Genomic DNA, 22,255 nt, shown 5'->3' on the forward strand with positions numbered 1-22,255 from the left:
GCTCTCAGTTTTAGGTTAGCCTTCCCTAACCTAACAATCTTTGACGGTTGTGTGAAGCGCCTCATTCCAGGCGGTTCATGAGTTCTGCCACGGTTTGGGCTGTCATGAGCGTCGCGACCTTCACTCCGGCGCAGCCCGGCTCCCGCCGGATGCGGCGCACCAGCTGCATGACGAGCAGCGAGTGCCCGCCCAGGTCGAAGAAATTGTCGTGCGGGCCGACCGCGTCCACCTCCAGGACCTCGGCGAACGCCCGGCACAGCATCGCCTCGCGGTCGTCGTCGCGCCGGATCGCGCCGCCGCGGCCCTCACCGGTCCCGGCGCCAGCCCCGGTGACCGTACGGGCCGTGAGCGTGACGGGCAGCTCGCCCAGGCGCGCCTCGGGGTCGGCCGCGACGGCCTCCAGCACGCCGACGAGCGCCCCGATCATCGTGTCGATCGTGGCCGGGTCGAACAGGTCGGCCGAGTAGTCGACGACGAGATGGAGCTCCTCCCCCCTCTCCCGGAAGATGAAGTCGAGGTCGAACTTCGCCGCGGGCGGGCTGAAGAGCGCCTCCCGCTGCCGCAGCCCGGGGAAGCGGACGTCGCCCATGGCCTGGTTCTCGTAGCCGACCATCACCTGGAACAGCGGGTTCCTGCCGGGCACCCGGGAGGGCCGCAGCGCCTCGACGAGCGCCTCGAACGGCAGGTCCTGGTTGGCGAGCCCGGCCAGGTCGGTGTCACGGACGCGGGCGAGCAACCCGGCGAAGGAGGGGTCTCCCGAGGTGTCGGCGCGCAGCACGAGCGTGTTGACGAAGAAGCCGACCAGGTCACCGGCCGCCTCGTCGGTACGGCCCGCGACGGGGCTGCCCAGCGGGATGTCCTCCCCCGCGCCCGTACGGTGCAGCAGCGCGGCGACCGCGCTCTGGCAGACCATGAACATGCTGGCCTGGGCTCCGCGCGCCAGCTCGCGGAGCCGCCCGACCAGCGAGGCGGGCAGCCGCCTGGTCGTGGTCCCGCCGCGCTGGCCGACGGTGGCGGGCCTGGGCCGGTCCACCGGCAGCGGGATCTCCTCCGGCATGCCCGACAGCGCCTTGGCCCAGTAGGCGAGCTGGCGGGCGTGCAGGCTGCCCGGGTCGACGGGGTCGCCGAGCAGTTCACGCTGCCAGAGCGTGTAGTCGGCGTACTGCACGGCGGGCGGCTTCCACCCCGGCACGCCCTCGGGTGCCGTCCCGTCCAGCCGCGCGGCGTAGGCGCGGGCCACGTCCCCGGCGAACGGCCCGAAGGACCACTCGTCGAACGCGATGTGGTGGAACACGGCGAGCAGCAGATGCTCGTCCTCCCCCTCCGGGATGAGCGCGACCCGCAGCGGGATCTCGGTGGCGAGGTCGAACGGCCGCGCGATCACCTCCTCGGGCGGGCAGGTGGTGATCTCCAGGACCGGCCGCGCCTGCTCCGGCGGCAGGATCCGCTGGTAGGGCACGCCCTCGTGCTCGGCGAAGACGGTGCGCAGGCTCTCGTGCCTGGCCGTCACGTCGCCGATCGCGGCCCGCAGCGCGTCCACGTCCAGCTCGCCGCGCAGGTGCACGGCTAGCGGCAGGTGGTACGCCTCGCGGGGGCCGTCGTCCTCGCGCAGGATCTGGTCGATCAGCCAGAGCCTGCGCTGCGCGTACGACAGCGGGACGCGCTCGGGCCGTTCCCTGGGCGCCAGCGGGGGCCTGAGCGTGGCACCGGCCCGGTCGTGCAGCCGGGTGGCCAGCTCGGCGACGTTCGGCGCCTCGAACAGGTCGCGGATCGCGAGCTCGGTGCGCAGCACCGCGCGCACCCTGCCGACCAGCCGGGTCGCCAGCAGCGAGTGCCCGCCCAGGTCGAAGAAGTTGTCGTCGATGCCGACGCCCGAGACGTCGAGCACCTCGCCGAACAGGGTGCACAGCAGGTGTTCCACCGCGGTCCTGGCGGCGCGGCCCGACCCGCGCGGGCCCTGCCGGTCGGGGGCGGGCAGCGCCCGCCGGTCCAGCTTGCCGTTGACGGTCAGCGGCAGCGCGTCCAGCGTGACCACCGCGCTCGGCACCATGTAGCCGGGCAGCCGCCTCTTGAGCCCCTCGCGCACCCGCGCGGCGAGCGCCCCGTGGTCGCGGGCCGCCGCCGGGTTGTTCGCGTACGACGCGGGCCTGCGGTCCGGGTCCGCCGGCAGGAAGGCGGCCCCTCCGCCGAAGACGGCGTCGTAATGGCCGACCTCGTCCGAGGGGGTGGTCACCACGCCGGGGTCGAGCGCGTACAGCAGCTCGGGCTCGATCCCCTCCGCCGGTGCCCGCAGCAGCTCGCGGGCCTCCCGGTGGGAGGCGCCGCCCTCCAGCGCGCGCAGCGCGGCGAGCTCGGCCGACAGCCTGGGGTCGGGGATGGCGCGCACCCGGAGCGGCCCGGAGCGGGCGGACAGGCGGGCCGCCAGGTCCTCCGGTCCCGCCCAGTCCACGACCGGGGTCTCGGCGGGCTGCGCGACGGGCGACTTCCAGAGGGTCACGTCGTAGCGGTGCCTGCTGAGCTCGTTGTGGTGGACGCCCCGCTTGGTCCGGACCTCCACCCGCGCGGCCAGGCCGAGGGAGGCGAAGAACGCGGGGTCGAGGAGGAGCTCCTTCTCCATCCGCACGGCCCGGTCGATCGCCGCCGTGCCGGTTCCGGTGCCGTCGCCGTCACCGTTCCCGCCTCTGCCGAGCTGGATCGCCGCGTGCAGGCAGCGCACCGACCGCAGGTCGCGCACGTCGCCGACGAACAGCGCGCCGCCGGGGGCGAGCAGGTCCATCGCGGCGGCGATCACGTCGGCGAGGTATCCGGCGCTCGGGAAGTACTGGACCACCGAGTTGACGACGATCGTGTCGAAGTGGCCGGCGGGCAGGCCGGTGGTGTCGTGCGCGGCCTGGCAGCTCAGGCGCACCGGCGAGTCGGGGCCGAGGTCGGCGGCGAGCTTGGCGATGACGGGGGCCGCGAAGTCGGTGCCCCAGTACTCGTCGCGGCCGGGGGCGAGCCGCGACAGCAGCAGGCCGGTGCCGACACCGATCTCCAGCACCCGCCGGGGCCCGAGGGCCTCGATGCGGGCCACGGTGGTCTCGCGCCACTCGCGCATGTGCTCCAGCGGGATGGGCGAGCCGTCGTAGCTGCTGTCCCAGCCCGCGAAGTCCTCGGTGTGGACGGCCGTGCCGATCTCGGTGTACTCGGCGTCGTAGATCTGCCGCCACTCGGCCAGGTGCTCGCGCTCGGCGTCGGGGCGCGCGGAGCCGTCGGGCACCACGTAGCCGATGAGGCGCTTCACCCCGGGCACCTCGGTGCCGGCGGCGATGACGGCGGCCTGCCCGACACCGGGCTCGGCGGCCAGCGCGGTCTCGACCTCCTCCAGCTCGACCCGGTAACCGCGGATCTTCACCTGCTCGTCGGTACGGCCGAGGAAGTCGATGTTGCCGTCCGGGCGCACCCGTACGAGGTCGCCGGTGCGGTACATCCGGCCGCCGCCGAACGGGTCGGCGACGAAGCGTTCCGCGGTCAGGCCCGGCCGGTCGAGGTAGCCCCGGGCCAGGCCGGCCCCGGCGATGTAGAGCTCTCCCGGCGCGCCGGGCGGGACCGGGCGCAGCCAGCCGTCGAGCACGTAGCCCCGGGTGTTCCAGATCGGCTTGCCGACCGTGGGCGTGGCGCTGTCCTCGGTGCCGCCGCCCAGCGTGTTGATGGTGTACTCGGTCGGGCCGTAGAGGTTGTAGCCCAGCACCCCCTCGGCCTCGGCGAGCCGGTCCCACACGGCCGCCGGGACGGCCTCGCCGCCCAGCAGCACGAGCGGCGGGCGGTGCTCGCCGTCGAGCAGTCCCTCCTCCAGCAGCTGCTGCGCGTAGGTCGGCGTCACGTTGATGACGTCGATCCGGTGGCGCCGCAGGTACTCGGTGAGCGCCTCGGCGTCGCGCCGCAGCTCCTCGTCGCAGACGTGCACCTCGTGGCCCTCGATGAGCCAGAGCAGCTCCTCCCACGACATGTCGAAGGAGAACGACACGGTGTGCGCGATCCGCAGCCGCCGCCCGGCGGACGCCACCACCGGGTCGAAGATGTTGGCCCGGTGGTTGAACTGCATGTTGGTCAGGCCCCGGTAGGGGGTGACCACGCCCTTGGGCCGCCCGGTCGACCCGGAGGTGTAGATCACGTACGCCGGGTGCTCCAGCCGTCCGGGCACGTCCCTGCCGAAGCCCGGCAGTTCCTCGGCCGTCAGCCCGGTGCCGGGCAGGCCCGCCAGCGTCTCCCGCACGGCGGGGTCGTCGAGCAGGATCGAGGCGCCCGGGTTCGCCAGTCCGGCGGCGATGTCGCGGTGCGAGACCAGGCAGGCGGGGGCGGCGTCGGCCAGCATGAAGTCGAGCCGGTCGGCCGGGTAGTCCAGCTCCAGGGGAAGGTAGGCGGCGCCCGTCTTGAGCACCGCGAACAGCGCGACGACCATCTCGGCGGATCGGGGCAGCGCGAGGGCGACCACCCGTTCGGGTCCCGCGCCGTGCGCCTTCAGCAGCCGGGCCAGGCGGTTGGCCGCCGCGTCCAGCTCGGCGTAGGTGAGCCGCGTGTCGGGCTGGGAGACCAGGGCGAGCTCGTCCGGGGTGCGGGCGGCCTGCTCGGCGAGCAGCTCGGCGATGGTGAGGTCGGGGACGAACCGCTCGGCCTCGGCCCAGTCGCGGCGCAGCCCGTCGTGCTCGTCGGGCAGGAGCAGGTCGAGCCGGTGGCAGGGGGTGTCGGGCGCGGTGGCGAGGGTCTCCAGGATGTGCACGTACCGGTCGGTGAGACGTTCGGCCTCGGCCTCGGTGAAGGCGTCACCCCGGTACATGACGCGCAGGCCCGCGCCGGGCTCGACGACCATGGTGACCGGGTAGTGGGTGGCGTCGCGGACCTGGCGGCCGGTCACCCGCACGTCGCCGCCGGGGCCGAAGCCGCGCCCGGTGGGCATGCCGGGGAAGTTCTGGAACACGAAGAGGGTGTCGAACAGGGTGCCCAGTCCCGTCACCCGCTGCACGTCGGCGAGCGCGACGTAGGAGTGGTCGAACAGCTCGGACTGGAACGTCTGCACCCGCTCCAGAACGGTGCGCAGCGGGTCGGCCGCCGAGGCGCGCACCCGGACGGGAACGGTGTTGAACAGCAGGCCGACGACAGACTCGACGCCGTCGACGTCGGGGTGCCGGCCGGACACCGAGACGCCGAAGACCACGTCGTCGCGGCCGGTGAGACCGGCCAGGAGCAGTCCCCAGGCGCTCTCGTACAGGGTGCCGAGAGTGAGGCCCGACTCGCGGGCGAGGGCGCCGAGCCGGGTGGCGAGGTCCTCGGGCAGCGCGCGGTGGATCTCCCCCGCGGTGGCGAGGTCGGCGGGGCGGTCGGCCAGCTCCGGCCGCAGCAGGGTCGGCTCGTCGAGCCCCTCCAGGCTGCGGCCCCACGTCTTGATCGTGGCCTGCCGGTCCTGGCCGTTCACCCAGTCGAGATAGGCGTGGAAGGGGACGGCGGGCCGGGCCCACTCGGCGGCGGAGTCGGTGTAGAACTCCAGCAGCGAGGTGACCAGCAGGCCGCCCGACCAGCCGTCCAGCAGGATCAGCTCGGAGGTGAGCACCAGCCGGAAGTCGTCCTCGCCCACCCTGGCCAGCGCGAAGCGGATCAGCGGCGGCTCGTCGGGGACGAACGGCCGTGCGCGCTGGGCCTCGACGAACGCCTCCAGCGCGTGCGGGTCACCGGTCTCGGCGTAGGTCCAGTCGACCTCGAAGTGCTCGGGGACGAACTGCACGGTACGGCCGCCGTCGGTGCGGAACCCGGCCCGCAGGTTGGGGAACTTCAGCAGCACCTCGCGCGCGGCCCCGGCCAGCCGGTCGGGGTCGACGGGCCCGGCCAGGGTCACCACGGCCTGCTGGACGTAGATGTCGCGGTCCTCACCGGCGAGCATCAGGTGGAACAGCAGGCCTTCCTGCAGCGGCGACAGCGGCAGCTCGGCCCGCCCCTCCACCGGCCCGCCCGCCACGACCTCGCCGGACGGGACCGCACCGGAACCGGACGGGACCGCGTCGGAAAGGGCCTCGCCCTCACCGGGCGGGGTCGCACCGGACGGGGCCGCGACCCTGGCCAGGGCCTCGACTGTACGCAGCCGGAAGACGTCGCGGACGGTGAAGGGGAGGCCCGCGCGGCGGGCGCGTCCCACCAGCAGGGCCGCGCTGATGCTGTCGCCGCCGGTGCGGAAGAAGTCGTCGTCGGCGTTGACGCCGTCCCGCCCGAGGGTCTCGGCGACGAGCCCGGCGATGGCGCACTCGGCGCCGGTCCGCGGCGCCCGGCCCTCGCGGGCGGCGGGCTCGGGCAGCGCGCGCCGGTCGAGCTTGCCGTTGGGGGTGCGCGGCAGCTCGTCGAGGCCGACGAGCACGGAGGGGACGAGATAGCCGGGCAGGATCTCGCCGAGCCCGGCCCGCAGCGCGTCGAGGTCGAGACCCGGCTCGCCCACGACGTAGCCGACGAGGCGCGGTCCCGAGCGGGCCGCCACGGCCGCCTGGCGCACGCCCGGCCGCGCGGCGAGCACCGCCTCGACCTCTCCCGGCTCGATGCGGAAGCCTCGGATCTTGACCTGGTCGTCGGCCCGGCCCAGGAACTCCAGCGAGCCGTCGCGGCGGCGGCGCACCCGGTCGCCGGTGCGGTAGAGCCGCGACCCCGGCGGGCCGAAGGGGCTGGCCACGAACCGTTCGGCGGTGCGGGCCGGGTCGCCGAGGTACCCGCGCGCCAGGCCGTCCCCGGCGAGGTAGAGCTCGCCGACCGGGACCTCGCGGAGCCCGGCGTCCAGGACGTACGCCGCGGTGTTGGCGATCGGGACGAGCCCGCCGGCGCCCTCGGCGATCAGGCTGTCGCCGGCCGCCTCCGAGCAGCCGTACAGGTTGACCAGCCGGGCGGGGACCCGCGCGGCCAGGGCCGCGGGCAGGGCCTCGCCGCTGCTCACCCACGTGGTGACCGAACCGAGCTTCCCGCGTTCCCCCGGTTTCCCGGCCCCCCCGGCCCGCGCGGCCTCCCCCGCTTCCTCCGTCTCCATGAGCGCGGCCAGCAGGCTCGGCACGACCGTCACCAGGTTCACATCGTGGCGGCGGATCAGCTCGGTCAGGGCGAGCGCGTCGGTGGCGGTGTCGTCGTCCGCGACGACGACGGTGTCACCGGCGACGAGGCCGCCGAGCAGCTCGGTGCTGCCGTCGATGAAGGCCGGTGAGCTCTTGGCGACCCGCACGCCGGTGGGGGCGAGGTCCGCGCCCCAGGCGAGCCGGTTGGCCAGCGCCCGCTGGGTGCCGACGACGGCCTTGGGAGTCCCGGTGGACCCCGAGGTGAAGATCACGTACGCGGGGTGGTCGGGGCGGACCTCGACCCCGGCACGGGGCGGGGCGTCCCGCGGCGGCTCGTCGGCGCCGAGGACCAGCAGCGGCCTGGCGGTGTCGAGCATCAGGTCGATCCTGGAGCGCGGGTAGGTCGTGTCGATCGGCAGGTAGGCCGCGCCGGTCTTGAGCACGGCGAGCAGGGCCACGACGAACTCGGCCGAGCGGGGCAGCGCGATCGCGACGATCTCCTCGGGGCCCGCCCCCGCCGCGGCGAGCCGGTCGGCGAGGGCCTCGGCGCGCTCGTCCAGCTCGGCGTAGCTGAGGGTCGCCGCGCCGCCGGTGACGCCGCCGGTGACGCCGCCGGTGACGCCGCCGGTGACGACGGCCGTGGCGTGCGGGGTGCGCGCCACCTGCGCCTCGATCCGCTGGGCGACGGTGAGCGGGGCGAACTCGCGGGCGGTGTCGGGCCGCGCGAGCCCCTGGAGCGGGGTGCCGAGCGACGACAGGCGCCGCGCCGGGTCCTCGGTGACCTGGTCGAGCAGCGCGCCGAGCTCGGCGAGCATGCCGGTGACGGTCTCGGCGTCGAAGAGGTCCGTGGCGTAGGCGACGAAGCCCTCGATCAGCTCCTCGCCCTCGGCGAAGTAGATGTCCAGGTCGAACTTGACGCCGCCGGTCTCGGGCAGGAACGGCTCGGCGCGCACGCCGGGCAGCCGCAGCCGCACGTCCTCCAGCCGCTGGTGGACGATCATCACCTGGAACAGCGGGCTGCGGGCGAGCGAGCGCTCCGGGGCGAGGCGCTCCACGACCTGCTCGAACGGTACGTCCGCGTTGGAGAACGCGGCCAGGTCGGTGTGGCGGACCCGTTCCAGGAGCTCGGTGAAGGTGGGGTCGCCGGTCAGGTCGGTGCGCAGCACGACGAGGTTGACGAACACGCCGACCAGGTCCGCGAGGTCCTCGTCGGGCCTGCCCGCGATGGGCGAGCCGAGCGCCACGTCGTCGCCGGCGCCGGCCCGGTGCAGGAGCGCGGCCACGGCTGCGTGCAGGACCATGAAGACGCTGGTGCCGGTCTCCAGGGCGAGCCGTCGCGCCCCGGCCAGCGGCAGCCGGAACGGCGCCAGCCCGCCCCGGTGGCTCGCCTCGGCGGGACGGGGCCGGTCGGCCGGCGGCGCGCTCTCCTCGGGCAGCCCGCGCAGCGTCCGCTCCCAGAAGTCGAGCTGGCCGGCGGGGGCCGGGGACTCGCTCCGCCAGACGGCGTAGTCGGCGTACTGCACGGGCAGCGGCGCCCAGTCCGGCGCGGTGCCCGTGGTGCGGGCGGTGTAGGCGCGTGACAGGTCGGCGAGCAGCGGGGTGAACGACCACTCGTCGGCGGCGGCGTGGTGCTGGAGCACGACGAGCACGGACTCCTCGGCGGAGACCCGCAGCAGGGTCGCCCGGACGGGCAGGTCGGTCCCGAGGTCGAAGACGTGCGAGGCGGCCCTGGTCTCGGCCGCGCGCAGCCGCTCCTCGGACCAGCCGCGCGCGTCCACCACGTCGAAGGCCGCCTCGCCGGTGTCGAGGACGCGCTGGACCGGCAGCCCGTCGGGGCCCTCCTCCAGCAGGGTGCGCAGCGCCTCGTGCCGGGCGACGACGTCGCCGAACGCGGCGCGCAGCGCGTCGACGTCGACCGGTCCGTGCAGCCGCAGGCCGAGCGGCAGCGCGTCGGCGGCAGAGGGGCCGCGCAGGCGTTCCTCGAACCAGAAGCCGCGCTGGGCGGGCGAGGCGGGGACGAGTTCGGGCCGGGTCACGTCGCGGACCCTCGGCCGGGTGCCCCGTACCAGCCTGGGCGCCAGCGCGGCGACCGTGGGCGCCTCGAAGACGTCGGCGATGGTGAGCTCGGCGTCGAGCGCGGCGCGCACCCGCCCGGCGAGGCGGGTGGCCAGCAGGGAGTGGCCGCCCAGGGCGAAGAAGTCGTCGTCGATGCCCACCGCGTCCAGGCCGAGGGTCTCGGCGAAGACCGCGCACAGCGCCGCCTCGCGGTCGTCGCGCGGTCCCCGGCTCGACACCTGAACCTCCGGCGCGGGCAGCGCGGCCCGGTCGAGCTTGCCGTTGACGGTGCGCGGCAGCGCCTCGAGCAGGACCGTCGCCGCGGGAAGCATGTACTCGGGCAGCGCTCCGGCCGCCGCCGCCCGCAGGTCCGCCTCGTCGAGGTCGCCGTCCGGCACGACGTACGCGACCAGCCGCTTCTCGCCCGGCGTGTCCTCGCGGACCACGACGGCGACCTGGGCGACGCCGGGGTGGGCGGCGAGCACGGCCTGCACCTCGGCGGGCTCGATGCGGAAGCCGCGAATCTTCACCTGGTCGTCGGTGCGTCCCAGGTACTCCAGCGTCCCGTCGCGGCCCCACCGGGCCAGGTCGCCGGTGCGGTACATGCGCTCGCCCGGCGGGCCGAAGGGGTCGGCGACGAAGCGTTCCGCGGTCAGGCCCGGCCTGCCCGCGTAGCCGCGGGCCAGCTGCGTCCCCGCGAGGTAGAGCTCGCCGGGGACGCCGACCGGGGCGGGGCGCAGCGCGGCGTCCAGGACGTACGCGCGGGTGTTGGGGAACGGCCTGCCGATCCCGGACGACGGCAGCTCGGCGGAGGTCGCCCAGATCGTCGCCTCGGTCGGCCCGTACACGTTGACGGCCGACGCCGCCGACGCGTGCAGGGTCTCGGCGAGCGCGGCCGGAAGGGCCTCCCCGCCGACGAGCACCCGCAGCCCGCGCAGCGCGGCCGGGTCCAGCGAGCCCAGCAGCGACGGGGTGCCCTGGACGACGGTCGCCCCGGCGAGCAGCGCGCCCAGCGCCGCCGGTTCGCGCACGGTCTCGCGTCCGGCCAGCACGACGGTCGCGCCGCTGATCAGCGGCACGTACAGCTCCAGCGCGGCGATGTCGAACGCGATCGTGGTCACCGCGACCAGCCGGTCGCCGGCGTCCAGGGCCAGGCGCTCCCTCATGGTGAGGAGGAAGGCGGTGAGCGCGGAGTGCGGGACGGCCACGCCCTTGGGCCGGCCGGTGGAGCCCGAGGTGTAGATGACGTACGCCAGGTCGCCGCCCCGGACCGGAAACGACGGCTCGCTCGTGCCGGGGGACGCGTCGCCCGGGGTCAGCGTCTCGGTCCCCGGCGGGAGGAGGGCGGCGGTCTCCGGGGTCGCGATCACACAGAGCGGGGCCGCGTCCCGGAGCATGTAGGCGAGCCGGTCGGCCGGGTGGTCCAGGTCCAGCGGCAGGTAGGCGGCGCCCGACTTCAGCACGGCCAGCAGCGCGACCACCAGGTCGGGGGTGCGGGGCAGGGCCAGCGCGACGACCTCGCCGGGTCCCGCGCCGCGCTCGCGCAGCGTCCGGGCGAGGGCCGAGGCCCGCAGGTCCAGCTCGGCGTAGGTGAGGGTGGTCCCGCCGGCGCCGTCGACGGCGACCGCGCCGGGGGTGCGGGCGGCCTGCTCCTCGAACAGGGAGGTCACCGTCGTGTCCGGGACGGGGCGCGAGGTGTCGTTCCACTCCGCGAGCAGGGCCGACTCGGCCGCGCCGAGCAGCTCCAGGTCGGCGATCCGCTGGTCAGGACGGCTCACCGCGTCGCCGAGCAGCGTCTCCAGGTGGGCGAGGAGGGCGTCGACGCGCTCGTCGTCGAACAGCTCGCGCCGGAAGGTGGCCTCGACGGTCATCCCGCCGGACCGGACGAAGGCCTCCAGCGACAGGTCGAAATGGGTGGTGCCGTTGTGGATGTGCGTCCAGCTCGTGGTGACGCCGGGCAGGTCCAGCTCGCCGATCTCCTGGGCGAGGAACAGCAACATGGTGTCGAAGAACGGCGAGCCGCCGCGCCTGCGGGCGGGCCGCAGCTCCTGCACGATCGTGTCGTAGGGCAGCGTCCGGTTCGCGAACCCCTCGGTGCAGGTGTCGCGGACCCGGTGCAGGACCTCGCGGAAGGTGGGCGCGCCGGACAGGTCGGTGCGCAGCACGAGGGTGTTGCCGAAGTTCCCGGCCAGCCGCTCGATCTCGGTGTGCTCGCGGTTCATCACGGCCGAGCCGATCGCGACGTCGGTCGCGCCGGTGTAGCGGTGCAGCAGTACCGCGTGCGCGGCGAGCATCACCATGTACGGGGTGAGGTTCTCCCTGACGGCCAGCTCCCGCATCCCGGCGGTGACGGCGTCGTCGAAGCGGCGTGCCCTGCGCCCGCCCCGCTCGGACGCGGTGGCGCCGCGCGGGCGGTCGGCGGGCAGGTCGAGGGGCGCGGGCGGCGGGTCGAGGCGCCGCCGCCAGTAGTCCATCTCCTCCGCCGAGTGCGGGCGGTCCTGCTCCCAGACGGCGAAGTCGGGATAGTGCACGGTCAGCGTGGGCAGGCCGTGCGGCTCACCGGAGACGGCGGCGCGGTACAGGGCCGACAGGTCGCGTGACAGCGATCCCCAGGTCATGCCGTCCCAGGCGATGTGGTGCACCACCAGGACCAGACCGTACCTGTCGCCGCCGAACCGGAGCAGCTCCAGCCGGATCGGCCGGTCGGCACGCAGGTCGAAGGGGAGCGCCGCGAGCCGCGCGGCGTGCGCCTCGGCGTCGGCCTCTGCGTGGTCGCGCACCGGCAGGTCGAGGGAGTCGTCGGCGACGACGTGCTGGAACGGCGTCCCCTCGTCGTTCTCGTCGTAGACGGTGCGCAGCACCGCGTGCCTGCGCAGGAGGGCGCGCAGCGCCTCACGGAGCGCGTCGGTGTCGAGCGCGCCCGACATGCGTACCAGCAGGCACACGTTGTAGGCGGGGCTGGAGGGGAACGTCCGGTGGTGCAGCCACATGCTCTGCTGCGCGTAGGACAGCGGGGCGGGGCCACCGGAGCGGCGTGGAGTGATGCGGTCCTTGTCGAGGCCGAGCCCCGCTTCGGCCATCATCCGCCGCATCAGTTCGCGCCGCCGTGCAACGTCCTGCTGCTGTTCCCGCACGCTCAACTCTTCCTTCGGGGCCGGGTCGGGCACGCTGTCCCGTATTAACACTTAGGTTAGCCTTGCCTCTTAAATCGACACAAGGTTAGCCTTACCTAAATTGATCGGTGTTGCCCGGTTTCGCAGAGGGGTGGGTTCGTTGTCCTTTGGTGTCCGCACGGACGAGAAACGCGCGGAAATAGTGGTCGAGAGCGCGACCGACCCGTTGCGTCTGGTCACCCGCCTGGCCGGGTCCGGACTGTTCGACGACTACACCGTGTACGAGCGACCGGGCCTGTGGACTTTCGCGGGCGGGGTGGCGGGCGAGGTGATCCTCGAACCCGGGGTCGTGCGCAGCCGCTGGCTGGACGGGCCCTCCCTGACCTCCGCGACCTCGATGGACCCGCTGGAGTCGCTCGTCTCGCTCGGCTCGCTCGACTCGGTGAACTCGGCGGACTCGGTGGACGAGCCGTGGTCCGGCCGTCCGGCCGCGGCGCTGGAGGCGGCGTTGCGGGCCGCCCCGTGGCCGGTCTGGAACGCCTACGGCTGGATCGCGTTCGAGTTCGCCGCGCTCACCCCGGCGGGCAGGCTCGCCCACCTGGTCGTGCCGCGCACCGAGGTGCGCATCGAGGCGGGACGCGCGCTGGTGGTGAGCGTGGACCCCGACGAGGCGGAGCGGGTCGCCGAGCTGCTGTCCGGCCGGGGCGGTGTGCCCAGGCCACCGGCACCGGCGCCGTCCCCGGTCGACGTGCGCCCCGGCGGCGACGTGTACCGGTCGCGGGTCGCCCAGGCGATCTCCGAGATCGACGCCGGGCTCTACGAGAAGGTCATCGTCTCCCGGCGGCTGCCGATCCCGTTCCCCGTCGACGTCGTCGCGACGTACGCGTGCGGCCGCGCCGCCAACACCCCGGCCCGCTCCTTCCTCCTCGACCTGGACGGCTTCCAGTCCGCCGGGTTCAGTCCCGAGGTGCTGGTGAGCGTCGACGGGCACGGCACGGTGATGACCCAGCCGCTGGCCGGCACGCGGGCCTTCGGCCGGGGCGAGGACGTGGACTCGGAGACCCGCCGCGAGCTGGAGAACGACCCCAAGGAGATCTTCGAGCACGCGGTGTCCGTACGCGCCTCGCAGGACGAGCTGTACCGGGTGTGCGCGCCCGGCACGGTCCGGGTCACCGGTTTCATGACGGTGAAGGAGCGCGGCAGCGTGCAGCACCTGGGATCGAGTGTCAGCGGCGAGCTGCCCCCCGGCCGCACCGGCTGGGACGCGCTCGACGCGCTGTTCCCCGGCGTGACCGCCTCCGGCATCCCCAAGACGGGGGCGATCGACGCGATCGCCAGGCTGGAGGAGCCCAGGGGCCTGTACGCCGGAGCCGTCCTGGCCGTCTCCCAGGACGGCGCGATGGACGCCGCCCTGGTGCTGCGCGCCGTCTACAGCGAGAACGGCCGGGCCTGGCTGCGGGCCGGCGCCGGCATCGTGTCCGGTTCGACGCCCGAGCGGGAGTACGAGGAGACCTGCGAGAAGCTCTCCAGCATCGCCCCGTACGTGGTCCCGCGCGCCTGAGGGAACGCCACCCCGGCGTTTCCCGCACACCGTCCACTGTCCGCCGTCCGCCCTCACGCGCCTTCCCCGCACGTGAGGGCGGATCTCCCGCGTGAAGGGGCTCAGCGCAGGCTCGCGGCGAGCTCCTTCTTGCTGATCTTGCCGACCGGGGTGCGGGGGAAGGTCTCGACCAGCTCGACGCGGTCGGGCCACTTGTATCCCGCCACGCCGCGCTCCTTGAGGAACTGCTTGATCTCCCGGAGGGTCGGCGCCTGGTCCCGGACGATCAGGAAGGCGCAGGTCCGCTCCCCCATCACCGGATCCGGGGTGCCGACCACGGCGGCGTCGTGCACCGCGGGGTGGGCCAGCAGGTGGTTCTCCAGCTCCTCGGCGGAGATCTTGTCACCGCCCCGGTTGATCTGGTCCTTATCGCGGCCCTCCACGACGAGGTGGCCGGAGGGGAGCACCCGCACCAGGTCTCCGGTCCGGTAGAAGCCGTCGGGGGTGAAGGACCGCGCGTTGTGCTCCGGCGCGCGGTAGTAACCGCGCAGGGTGTACGGGCCGCGGGTGAGCAGCTCGCCGACCTCGCCGGGGGCGACCTCGGCGCCGTCGGAGTCGACCACGAGGATCTCGTCGGCCGGGGACAGCGGCCTGCCCTGCGTGGTGTCGACCAGCTCGCGGGGGTCGTCCAGCCGGGTGTAGTTGAGCAGCCCCTCGGCCATGCCCAGCACCTGCTGCACCGCGCAGCCCAGCACGCCGGGGACCTGCGCGGCCCGCTCGGCGGCGAACTTGGCCCCGCCCACCTGCAGCAGCCGGAGCGACGACAGGTCCTCGCTCGACCAGGGCGCCTCCTCCAGCCAGAGCAGCGCGATGGGGGGCACCACCGCGCACACCGTCGCCCGCTCCCGCTCGATGAGCGGGAACGCCTCGTCGGGTGACCCCGAGGGTGCCAGGACGACGGTGCCTCCCTTGGCGAAGACTCCCAGCACACCCGGGCAGGCGAGCGCGAAGTTGTGCGCGACCGGGAGCACCACGAGGTAGACCGTCTCGCGGGTGAAGCCGCAGACCTCGGCGCTGGCCTCCAGGTTGTAGACGTAGTCGCGGTGGGTGCGCGGGATCAGCTTCGGCAGCCCGGTGGTGCCGCCGGAGAGCAGGAACACCCCCACGTCGGCCGGATCGGGCCGCTCGTACGACACGGGGCCTGCGCCGGCCCCGTGACCGGAGTCGAGCGCGGGATCGGAACCGGGATCGAGGCCTGGATCGAGGCCTCGATCGAGGTCGGCCAGGGCGGTGAACTCCTGGGCGTCCCCGTCCACCACGACGTGCTCCACGGCCAGCGAGCGGGCCAGCTCGCGGTAGTCGAACCCGCCGTGCACGTCGGGGATGACGTACGCCCTGGCCTCGCTCAGCTCGCACAGGTAGCCGATCTCGCTGCTGCGGTGCGCGGGCAGGGCGAGCACCGGGGCGGCGCCGATCCTGACCAGGGCGAGGAAGACGACGACGAAGGAGGCGGTGTTGGGCAGCTGCACCACGACACGGTCACCGCGCCGGACGCCCAGCCGCGCGAAACCGGCCGCGGCGCGTTCGGCGCGGCGGTCCAGCTCGGCGTAGGTCAGCCGTTCCTTCCCGGCCACGAGCGCGGTCCGTTCGGGGTCGCCACCGCGCAGCACGTCGCCGAGCAACCGGTCGCTCCAGTAGCCCTCGGCCAGGTAGCGCGCCGCGAACTCCTCCGGCCAGGGGGTGAATCCTTCCACGGGTCACCGCCCCGCGATCTGGGCCACCGCGCCCGCGACCGGCTCGGCCGGGTCGGTTCCGAGCGCGACGATGCGGTTGGCGCCGTCCACGTGGACGACCCTGGGCCGGTGCGCCCGCACCTCCGCGTCGTCGAAGTTCCCGTACGAGATGACGATGACCAGGTGCCCGGGGTGGACCAGGTGGGCCGCCGCGCCGTTGACGCCGATGACCCCGCTGCCCGCCTCGCCGGTGATGGCGTAGGTGACCAGGCGGGCGCCGTTGTCGATGTCGACGACATGGACCTGCTCGCCCTCGACGATGTCGGCGGCGGCCATCAGCTCGGCGTCGATCGTCAGGGAACCCACGTAGTGCAAATCCGCCTGGGTCACGGTGGCACGGTGGATTTTTCCGTTCATAAGGACCCGTTGCACTGGTCTGTCCTCTTTCCCTAAGGTCAACTAAGGTAAGCCTCACCTTATCCACTCTGCCCGTCGAGGAGAACCCCGAAGATGCTGCGCCGTCTGGCCATGGACATCAGCCCGCTCCGGACCAGCAGAGCCTTCCGCGACGTGTTCGTGGCGCGCACCGTGTCGGTTTTCGGCATCGGCATGCTGATGGTCGCGGTGCCCGTGCAGGTCTACGCGATGACCGGCTCGACCGTGCACGTCGGCGCGGTCTCCTCGGCCGAGGGCTTCGCGCTGCTCGCGGGCTTCCTGTGGGGCGGCGTGCTGGCCGACCGGCACGACCGGCGCCGGTTGATGCTGGTCGCGCGCACCGCGGCCGGCATCGGCTTCGCGCTGCTAACGCTGAACGCCTTCCTGCCCTCCCCCTCGCTGGCGGCGATCTACGTGCTCGCCGCCTGGGACGGGCTGGCGACCGGCGTGAGCGTCACCGCGCTGCTGGCCGCGACCCCCGCCCTGGTCCCCCCGGACAAGCTGGTCGCGGCGGGCGCGCTCAACGCGCTGACCGTACGGCTCGGCTCGATGCTCTCCCCCGCGCTCGGCGGCCTGACCGTGTCGGCGTTCGGCGTCGGCTGGAACTACGCGGCCGCGGCCGCGGGAACGCTGGCCACCCTCGGCCTGCTGACGAGGTTGCCCGCCCTGAAACCGGTCGCCGAGGTCACGGAGAACCCGCTGAGGGCGATCGCCTCGGGGCTGCGGTTCGTGGCCTCGCACCGCGTGGTCGGCTCGCTCATGCTGCTCGGCCTGCTGTTCATGGTGGCGGGCGGCATCCCGGTGCTCATGCCCGCGTTCGCGACCCTGCAGCTGGGCGGCGGCCCGGCCACGATCGGCCTGCTCTACGCCGCGCCCGCCTGCGGCGCGGTGCTCGGCTCGGTCACCAGCGGCTGGGCCGGGCGGTCGCGCGCGCCGGGCAGGGCGCTGCTCGTCGCGTCGGTCTGCGGCTTCGCGCTCCTCGCCTGCCTCGGGCTGGCGACCCATCCCGCGCTCGCCGTCGCGATCCTCTTCGGGTACGGCCTGGTCGCGTCCATCGAGGAGATCCTCCGCTACGGCCTCATCCAGGCGCACACCCCCGACGGCTACCTCGGCCGGGTGAACGCGCTGTGGGCCGCCCAGGAGACCGGCGGCGAGGCCGTCGGCGCGCTCGGCGCGGGCGCGCTCGGCCGCTACCTGGCGCCCGGCACCGCGATCGTCGTGTACGGCGCGGCCAGCGCCGCCCTGGCCCTCGCCCTCGCCCTCACGCTCACCGGCCTGCGCGGCGCGACCCTGGACGCCGAACCGCGGGAGGTCTAGGGCCTGTTCCGTAATCCGGAGAAGTGGTCGCGTCGATCCCGGCCGTCAACCGGCCATGCCGAGGAGCACGGCCGCGGTGCCCATGCCCAGCGCGAGCGGATAGGCCCACCACCTGGGCGCGGGCCCGTCCTTCAGGATGCGGGCCCCCAGCGGCACCAGCGCGACGCACAGGCCGAGAGTGGCGACGATCGACATCGGACCCGTGCCCTTGAGCACGCCGATCGGCAGCGCGCTCATCGATGCCAGGGCGACGGACCTGACGGTCCCCAGCACGCCTGCCCGCCATACGCCGACGGCCAGCACGACCCAGCCGAGGAGGATCGCGATCGACAACGGTTGGAGCACGTGGAACGCACCGTAGTAGCCGTCGACCGCCTGCCGCCCCGCCTCCACCCCCTGGGCGCCGGTGACCTGGAAGATCAAGTGATTGATCCCGGTGTGGAAGGCGCGGGCGAACAGCCCGAGCACGACCATCACACCGCCCCACAGCGCCCACCGCGGCTGGGTCGCCCACGCGCGCCGGACCAGGGCGATGACGGCAGGCCACAGCAGGACGTTCCCCGCGGCGAAGGCACTGTAGGAGGCGGTCATCCTGCCGGGGTCCGCGGCGAACGCCACGAGTTGCCCGGGGAAAAAGTCGTCGACGTCGACGCGGAGCAGCACTCCGGCGAGCATCAGAACCGGGCCGAGGACGAGCCCGGCACCCTCGGCCCAGCGGCCGGGGAATTCGAAAGAGGTGGTTGCCATGCCGTCGATCCAACCGGTGCGGCGCCCGCCGCACATTGGCGCGGGGACCAAGACCCGGGGTAGACCTGGCACTACCTCGGCTCGGCCTGCAAGTAGGCCAGGACGGCCAGGACGCGGCGGTGGCCGTCGGCGGCGGGAGGGAGATCGAGCTTGTCGAAGATGCTCGCGATGTGCTTGGCGACCGCCGCGCCGGTGACGGAAAGAGCCCGGGCTATCGAGGCGTTGGCCCGTCCCTCGGCGATCAGGGTGAGGACCTCCAGCTCCCGCGGAGTGAGGCGCCGCAGCGGATCGCGCCGCCCGCTGAGCAATTGCCGCACCACCTCGGGGTCGATGACCGTGCCGCCCTCCGCGACCCGGACGAGCGCGTCGACGAACTCGCCGACGTCCCCGATCCGTTCTTTGAGCAGGTAACCGATGCCCGTGCCGCGACCGGAGCCGAGCAGCTCGGCGGCGTAGGTCCGCTCGACGTACTGGCTGAGCACCAGCACGGCCAGTTCCGGGTGCGCCGTGCGCAGTGCGAGCGCGGCGCGCAGCCCCTCGTCGGTGAAGCCGGGCGGCATCCGCACGTCGACCACCACGATGTCGGGCCGGTGCTCCTCCACCGCGGTGACGAGGGAGACGGCGTCGCCGACCGAGGCGGCGACCGTGTGCCCGAAGCGCTCCAGCAGGCCGGCCAAGCCCTCACGGAGAAGAACGGCGTCCTCGGCGATCACTACCCGCACGGAATCTCCACTCGCATCGTCGTCGGCCCGCCGGCCGGACTGGACAGGGACAGCCTGCCGTCGACCACGGCCACCCTGTCGGCCAGCCCGATCAGGCCGGTTCCGCCGGCCGGATCGGCACCACCGGCCCCGTCGTCGCGGATCTCCATGATCAGCGTATCGTCGACCAGCAGGCCGAGCACCCGGGCCCTGCCCGCCCCGCTGTGCTTGGCGATGTTCGCCAGAGCCTCGGAGACGACGTAGTAGGCGGTCACCTCCACCGCCTCGGGCAGCCGCCGCGGCAGGGAGACGTTCACCTCCACCGGGATCGGAGAGCGCCCGGCCGCGTCACGGGCGGCGGCGGCCAGACCGCGGTCGGTGAGCACCTGCGGATGCACGCCGCGAATCAGCTCTCGCAGTTCGGCCAGGGCCCGCCTGGCCTCCTCGTGGGCCTGCTCGATCTGCTCGGCGATCGGCGAGTCCGGCGGCAGGTCGAGCCGGGCCAGTCCCAGCCTCATGCTCAGCGCGACAAGCCGTTGCTGGGCGCCGTCGTGCAGGTCTCGCTCGATCCGGCGGCGTTCCATCTCGAACGCGTCCACCAGCCGGGCGCGTGAGCGCACCACCTCGGCCAGCTCGGTTTCGTGTGGGGCGAGCAGCGCCCTGGTCATGGCTCCGCGCGCCCCCGCCCAGGCGGTGAAGGCGTAGGCGGCCACCGGAAGCAGGAGGAATCCGGCGGCCGAGGCCGTCAGCGCGGCGGTGAGCGCCCACGTCTCCTCCACCGGCTGGAGGACGGGCGACAGGATCAACACGACAGGGCCCCCGACGGTGAAGCAGACCACCACCAGGTCGATCCACCAGAGCGCGAGGAGCGAGGCCACCGTCAGGCCGACCCCGCGCCACGGCTCGTCAGGCGCGCGGGCGGGCGGGGCGAGGCCGATCAGCCGCAGTCGCCACCGCTCGAACCCCGTCACCGGTAAAACGAGCAGACCGGCGGCGGCCAGCCCGGCGGCGACCATGAGCGGGACGGATTCCAGAAAGGAGATCGACACCGCGACGATGACGACGGTGACGCCGAGCACGGCACTCGACGACAGGTACGCCAGTGATCGCCACGGCCACCGGGACCGCAGGAAGGACAGCGGATGCCGGGTGAGTGCCTGCAGAGCGGTCCGGGTGCGCACCGTCAGAGGCTAACCACTGGAAGCCGTCCGTCGCGGACTCGCCGAAGGCCTTGTGCGAACACCGGCCGAGGCGTCGCCCATGAGCTCCTGCCGATCAGCGCGAGCTCTTACCGGAGATGCCGTCGATCCACAACGTCACCCCGGCCGCCTCCGGCCCGATCACGCTCCGCTACTTTTTCCCGCCTTTTCCCGCCGATCGTTTGGCGCCGGACGCCGAATTTCAAAGATGGTCTTGCATATTGGTAATCGCTGGTTGAAGATCAATGGGCAGCGGCAATTCCCTGCGGGGGTCTATCAGGAAGGTCCAAAGCATGAGTCTCGTGAAAAGAGTGGTCGTCGGCGTCGCCGGCTTCGCCATCGCCGGAACGGTTCTCTCCTTTGGTGGTGTAGCCCACGCCGAAAGCAGGTTCTACGGTGGTTACTCGGACGCGGGTACCTGCAACTACTGGAGGTACGCGGTCAGGGATTCGGGATACCAGGTGACAGCCTGTACCTGGTCGCAGCCCAACAAGTGGCACTTCACGGCGTGGCGGTAGCACCCGTGGCGGACCCGGTGTGAACCACGAACCGGTCCAAGGGCCCGGCCCTTTGAGGGGCCGGGCCCTTCACGCGTCCCGGGCCGGCGCGCGGCGGTCCTTCCGGCTTCCGCCGCGTCGATCCGGGGGGGCGGTCCGGTCGCCACGCGCCGGGCGGTGTCGTACGCCGGGAAGGCCCGGCCGCCGGAGGAGGACGAGACGCCCGCCGGCGGGCCCGCCCTCCCGGACGTCGCGGCCGGAGCGGTCCATCGATGGCGATGCGCAAGCCTGCCCAGGTCACAGGCCAGATCGGTCCGGGAGATGCCGGGAAGAACGGTCCAGGACGTGCCCCCGGCCGCCAGGTGGCGGAGCGTGGTCGGCCCGGGGTGACACGGCGCCCGGTCCCTGCCACGAGGCCCTCGTCGCGTCCGCCGGGCAGGCCTCGCCGCCCCGGCCGTCCGCCCGTCCGCTCGTCCGCCCCGACGGGATCGGCGTCCCGGCGACCGCGCCGCGATCCGGCGGCGGGCCCCGCGGACGCCCGCCCTCGTCGTCGCCGGCGCCCTCGGCCATCACCGCGAGACCACCGCCCGTCTCCCCGGGAAAGGCGGTGGAGGCCGCACCACCGGGGAACCCGGAGAACACGGATCGTAACCGTCGGGCCTCACGGGAACGGCGACCCGCGAAACTCGGATAAGCGGTCTTACCAGTACCGGAACGGATCGGCCCGGACTTTTACCGAGCCTCTCCGGCGATCATATTGAGTTGTTCGCCATTTGGCCATGATTTCGGGAGCACTGAATTAACCTTGGCCATGACTTCGGAAGCACTGGATTCACCAGGGCGAATTCCGCTCGTCAATGTTTTCCGGCGGAAGCGACACCGGCGGCCTCGTGTGACCGGGCGTCGTCCATTCGGCACGCCTGACGAGGAGTCACCGGAAGCGGCCGTCTCAGCGTGAGGAACAGGCCCCGAAGGGCCCGGCCTGCTTCGAGGAACGTCGCACCGGTCCAGGACTCCTGGCCGCGCCGGGCCGACGAAAACCGGAGCCCGGGTGAGCCCGGCGAAACCGGCGAAGGCGATGTGAGGGAACGGCTGGAAAAACGGCCGACTCTGTCAGATGGTGAGGAGTGACAGCAAACCCGTCATATCCATGTCAACGTACGACCACCGGCGACGCCCGGCCGGCGAGCCACCGCCCATCCCGGGAGGAGTCCGGCGGAAAGACGAGAGGAAGAGCATGGCTCAGACGACCGTCGCCCTCCTGCTGGTCGCCGCCCTGACCGGCGGCACCGCACCGGCGCACTCCGGCCTGACACCGGCGGACACACGAGCGGCCGTCCTCGCGCCGGTCGCGGCCGCCGCCCCGGCGACGGGCGCCGCCGCGCGGGGGAAGACCGCCGCTCCGAATCTCCGCGCGTGCTACGACGGGAAGTGCAACCTCACCCTTTCGAAGGCGGTGCGCTTCCGGGTCAGCCCCCGGTTCGGCGTCACCCGGCTGTCCATCTCCTTCGGCCGGACCTCCGTGCGGGTGCGGGCCACCGGGCCCGGGGTGACCTCGCAGGCGGTGCTCGGCCTCCGCTCGACGGGGTCGGTCAACGGCATCGGAATACGGGTGGTGTCTCTCTCCCGCGGCAAAGCGGTGCTGAGGCTCTCCCCCAGACGCTGACTCGGGAAGGTGGCGCGAGCGAGGCGCAGGTATGCGATCCCGCTGTCCCAGTACACCCGTTCGACGGCGCCGTCCCTGGATCGGCCACTCCAAGTTTTCGCCGCCGCTTCGTGTTGACCCGCGAGGAGGGTGACTGAAGGACGAGGCAAGGCTCTCGACCGGAGGGGTGACGGGGGATGCGGTGGTGGCCTGAA

Annotated in this window: 10 protein-coding genes; 4 read left to right on the forward strand and 6 right to left on the reverse strand. The window is 73.4% G+C overall.

Going from position 1 to position 22,255, the window contains the following annotated elements; translation table 11 throughout:
• Positions 1-61: 61 nt before the first annotated feature.
• A complete protein-coding gene (locus tag ACTOQ3_RS31775) occupies positions 62-12,247 on the reverse strand; it encodes an amino acid adenylation domain-containing protein (protein WP_440087121.1) in 12,186 nt (4,061 codons plus the stop codon).
• 130 nt (positions 12,248-12,377) lie between these two features.
• Here ACTOQ3_RS31775 and ACTOQ3_RS31780 point away from each other — a divergent pair, with 130 nt between their 5' ends.
• Complete coding sequence (locus ACTOQ3_RS31780; protein ID WP_440087123.1) at positions 12,378-13,787, forward strand: salicylate synthase; 1,410 nt, start codon at positions 12,378-12,380, stop codon at positions 13,785-13,787.
• Positions 13,788-13,888: 101 nt separating this feature from the next.
• On the opposite strand, the gene ACTOQ3_RS31785 is transcribed toward ACTOQ3_RS31780, so the two are convergent.
• Together ACTOQ3_RS31785 and panD are read right to left on the reverse strand one after the other, a co-directional pair.
• On the reverse strand, positions 13,889-15,520 hold the full coding sequence (locus tag ACTOQ3_RS31785) for a (2,3-dihydroxybenzoyl)adenylate synthase (RefSeq protein WP_440087124.1): 1,632 nt from the start codon (positions 15,518-15,520) through the stop codon (positions 13,889-13,891).
• A gap of 3 nt (positions 15,521-15,523) precedes the next feature.
• Complete coding sequence (panD, locus tag ACTOQ3_RS31790; protein ID WP_440087125.1) at positions 15,524-15,931, reverse strand: aspartate 1-decarboxylase; 408 nt, start codon at positions 15,929-15,931, stop codon at positions 15,524-15,526.
• 78 nt (positions 15,932-16,009) lie between these two features.
• Here panD and entS point away from each other — a divergent pair, with 78 nt between their 5' ends.
• Positions 16,010-17,251 (forward strand): enterobactin transporter EntS, encoded by a 1,242-nt coding sequence (gene entS, locus ACTOQ3_RS31795; protein WP_440087126.1) that lies wholly within the window; start codon positions 16,010-16,012, stop codon positions 17,249-17,251.
• A 45-nt stretch (positions 17,252-17,296) separates the two neighbouring features.
• Here the strand turns inward: entS and ACTOQ3_RS31800 are convergent, their stop codons facing one another.
• From ACTOQ3_RS31800 to ACTOQ3_RS31810, 3 genes are all read right to left on the reverse strand, one after another.
• Complete coding sequence (locus tag ACTOQ3_RS31800; protein ID WP_440087127.1) at positions 17,297-17,998, reverse strand: hypothetical protein; 702 nt, start codon at positions 17,996-17,998, stop codon at positions 17,297-17,299.
• A gap of 71 nt (positions 17,999-18,069) precedes the next feature.
• Complete coding sequence (locus ACTOQ3_RS31805) at positions 18,070-18,720, reverse strand: response regulator (RefSeq protein WP_440087128.1); 651 nt, start codon at positions 18,718-18,720, stop codon at positions 18,070-18,072.
• Positions 18,711-19,880 (reverse strand): sensor histidine kinase, encoded by a 1,170-nt coding sequence (locus tag ACTOQ3_RS31810; RefSeq protein WP_440087129.1) that lies wholly within the window; start codon positions 19,878-19,880, stop codon positions 18,711-18,713. The genes ACTOQ3_RS31805 and ACTOQ3_RS31810 overlap by 10 nt, the downstream gene beginning before the upstream one ends.
• 311 nt (positions 19,881-20,191) lie before the next feature.
• Between ACTOQ3_RS31810 and ACTOQ3_RS31815 the strand changes: the two genes are divergently transcribed.
• Both ACTOQ3_RS31815 and ACTOQ3_RS31820 read left to right on the forward strand, forming a co-directional pair.
• The gene (locus ACTOQ3_RS31815) at positions 20,192-20,416 is read left to right on the forward strand and encodes a hypothetical protein (RefSeq protein WP_440087130.1); all 225 of its coding nucleotides are present in this window, start codon (positions 20,192-20,194) and stop codon (positions 20,414-20,416) included.
• A 1,216-nt stretch (positions 20,417-21,632) separates the two neighbouring features.
• Positions 21,633-22,061, forward strand: coding sequence for a hypothetical protein (locus ACTOQ3_RS31820; protein WP_440087131.1), 429 nt, complete (start codon positions 21,633-21,635; stop codon positions 22,059-22,061).
• Positions 22,062-22,255: the final 194 nt, after the last annotated feature.

This window comes from Streptosporangium sp. LJ11 (genome assembly GCF_051918945.1).
Classification (GTDB): domain Bacteria; phylum Actinomycetota; class Actinomycetes; order Streptosporangiales; family Streptosporangiaceae; genus Streptosporangium.

Excerpts from the sequence above, each read along its gene's own strand:
- ACTOQ3_RS31820 (WP_440087131.1), top strand. The coding sequence starts at position 21,633 with ATGGCTCAGACGACCGTCGCCCTCCTGCTGGTCGCCGCCCTGACCGGC.
- ACTOQ3_RS31800 (WP_440087127.1), bottom strand. The coding sequence starts at position 17,998 with ATGGCAACCACCTCTTTCGAATTCCCCGGCCGCTGGGCCGAGGGTGCC.
- entS (WP_440087126.1), top strand. The coding sequence starts at position 16,010 with ATGCTGCGCCGTCTGGCCATGGACATCAGCCCGCTCCGGACCAGCAGA.
- ACTOQ3_RS31815 (WP_440087130.1), top strand. The coding sequence starts at position 20,192 with ATGAGTCTCGTGAAAAGAGTGGTCGTCGGCGTCGCCGGCTTCGCCATC.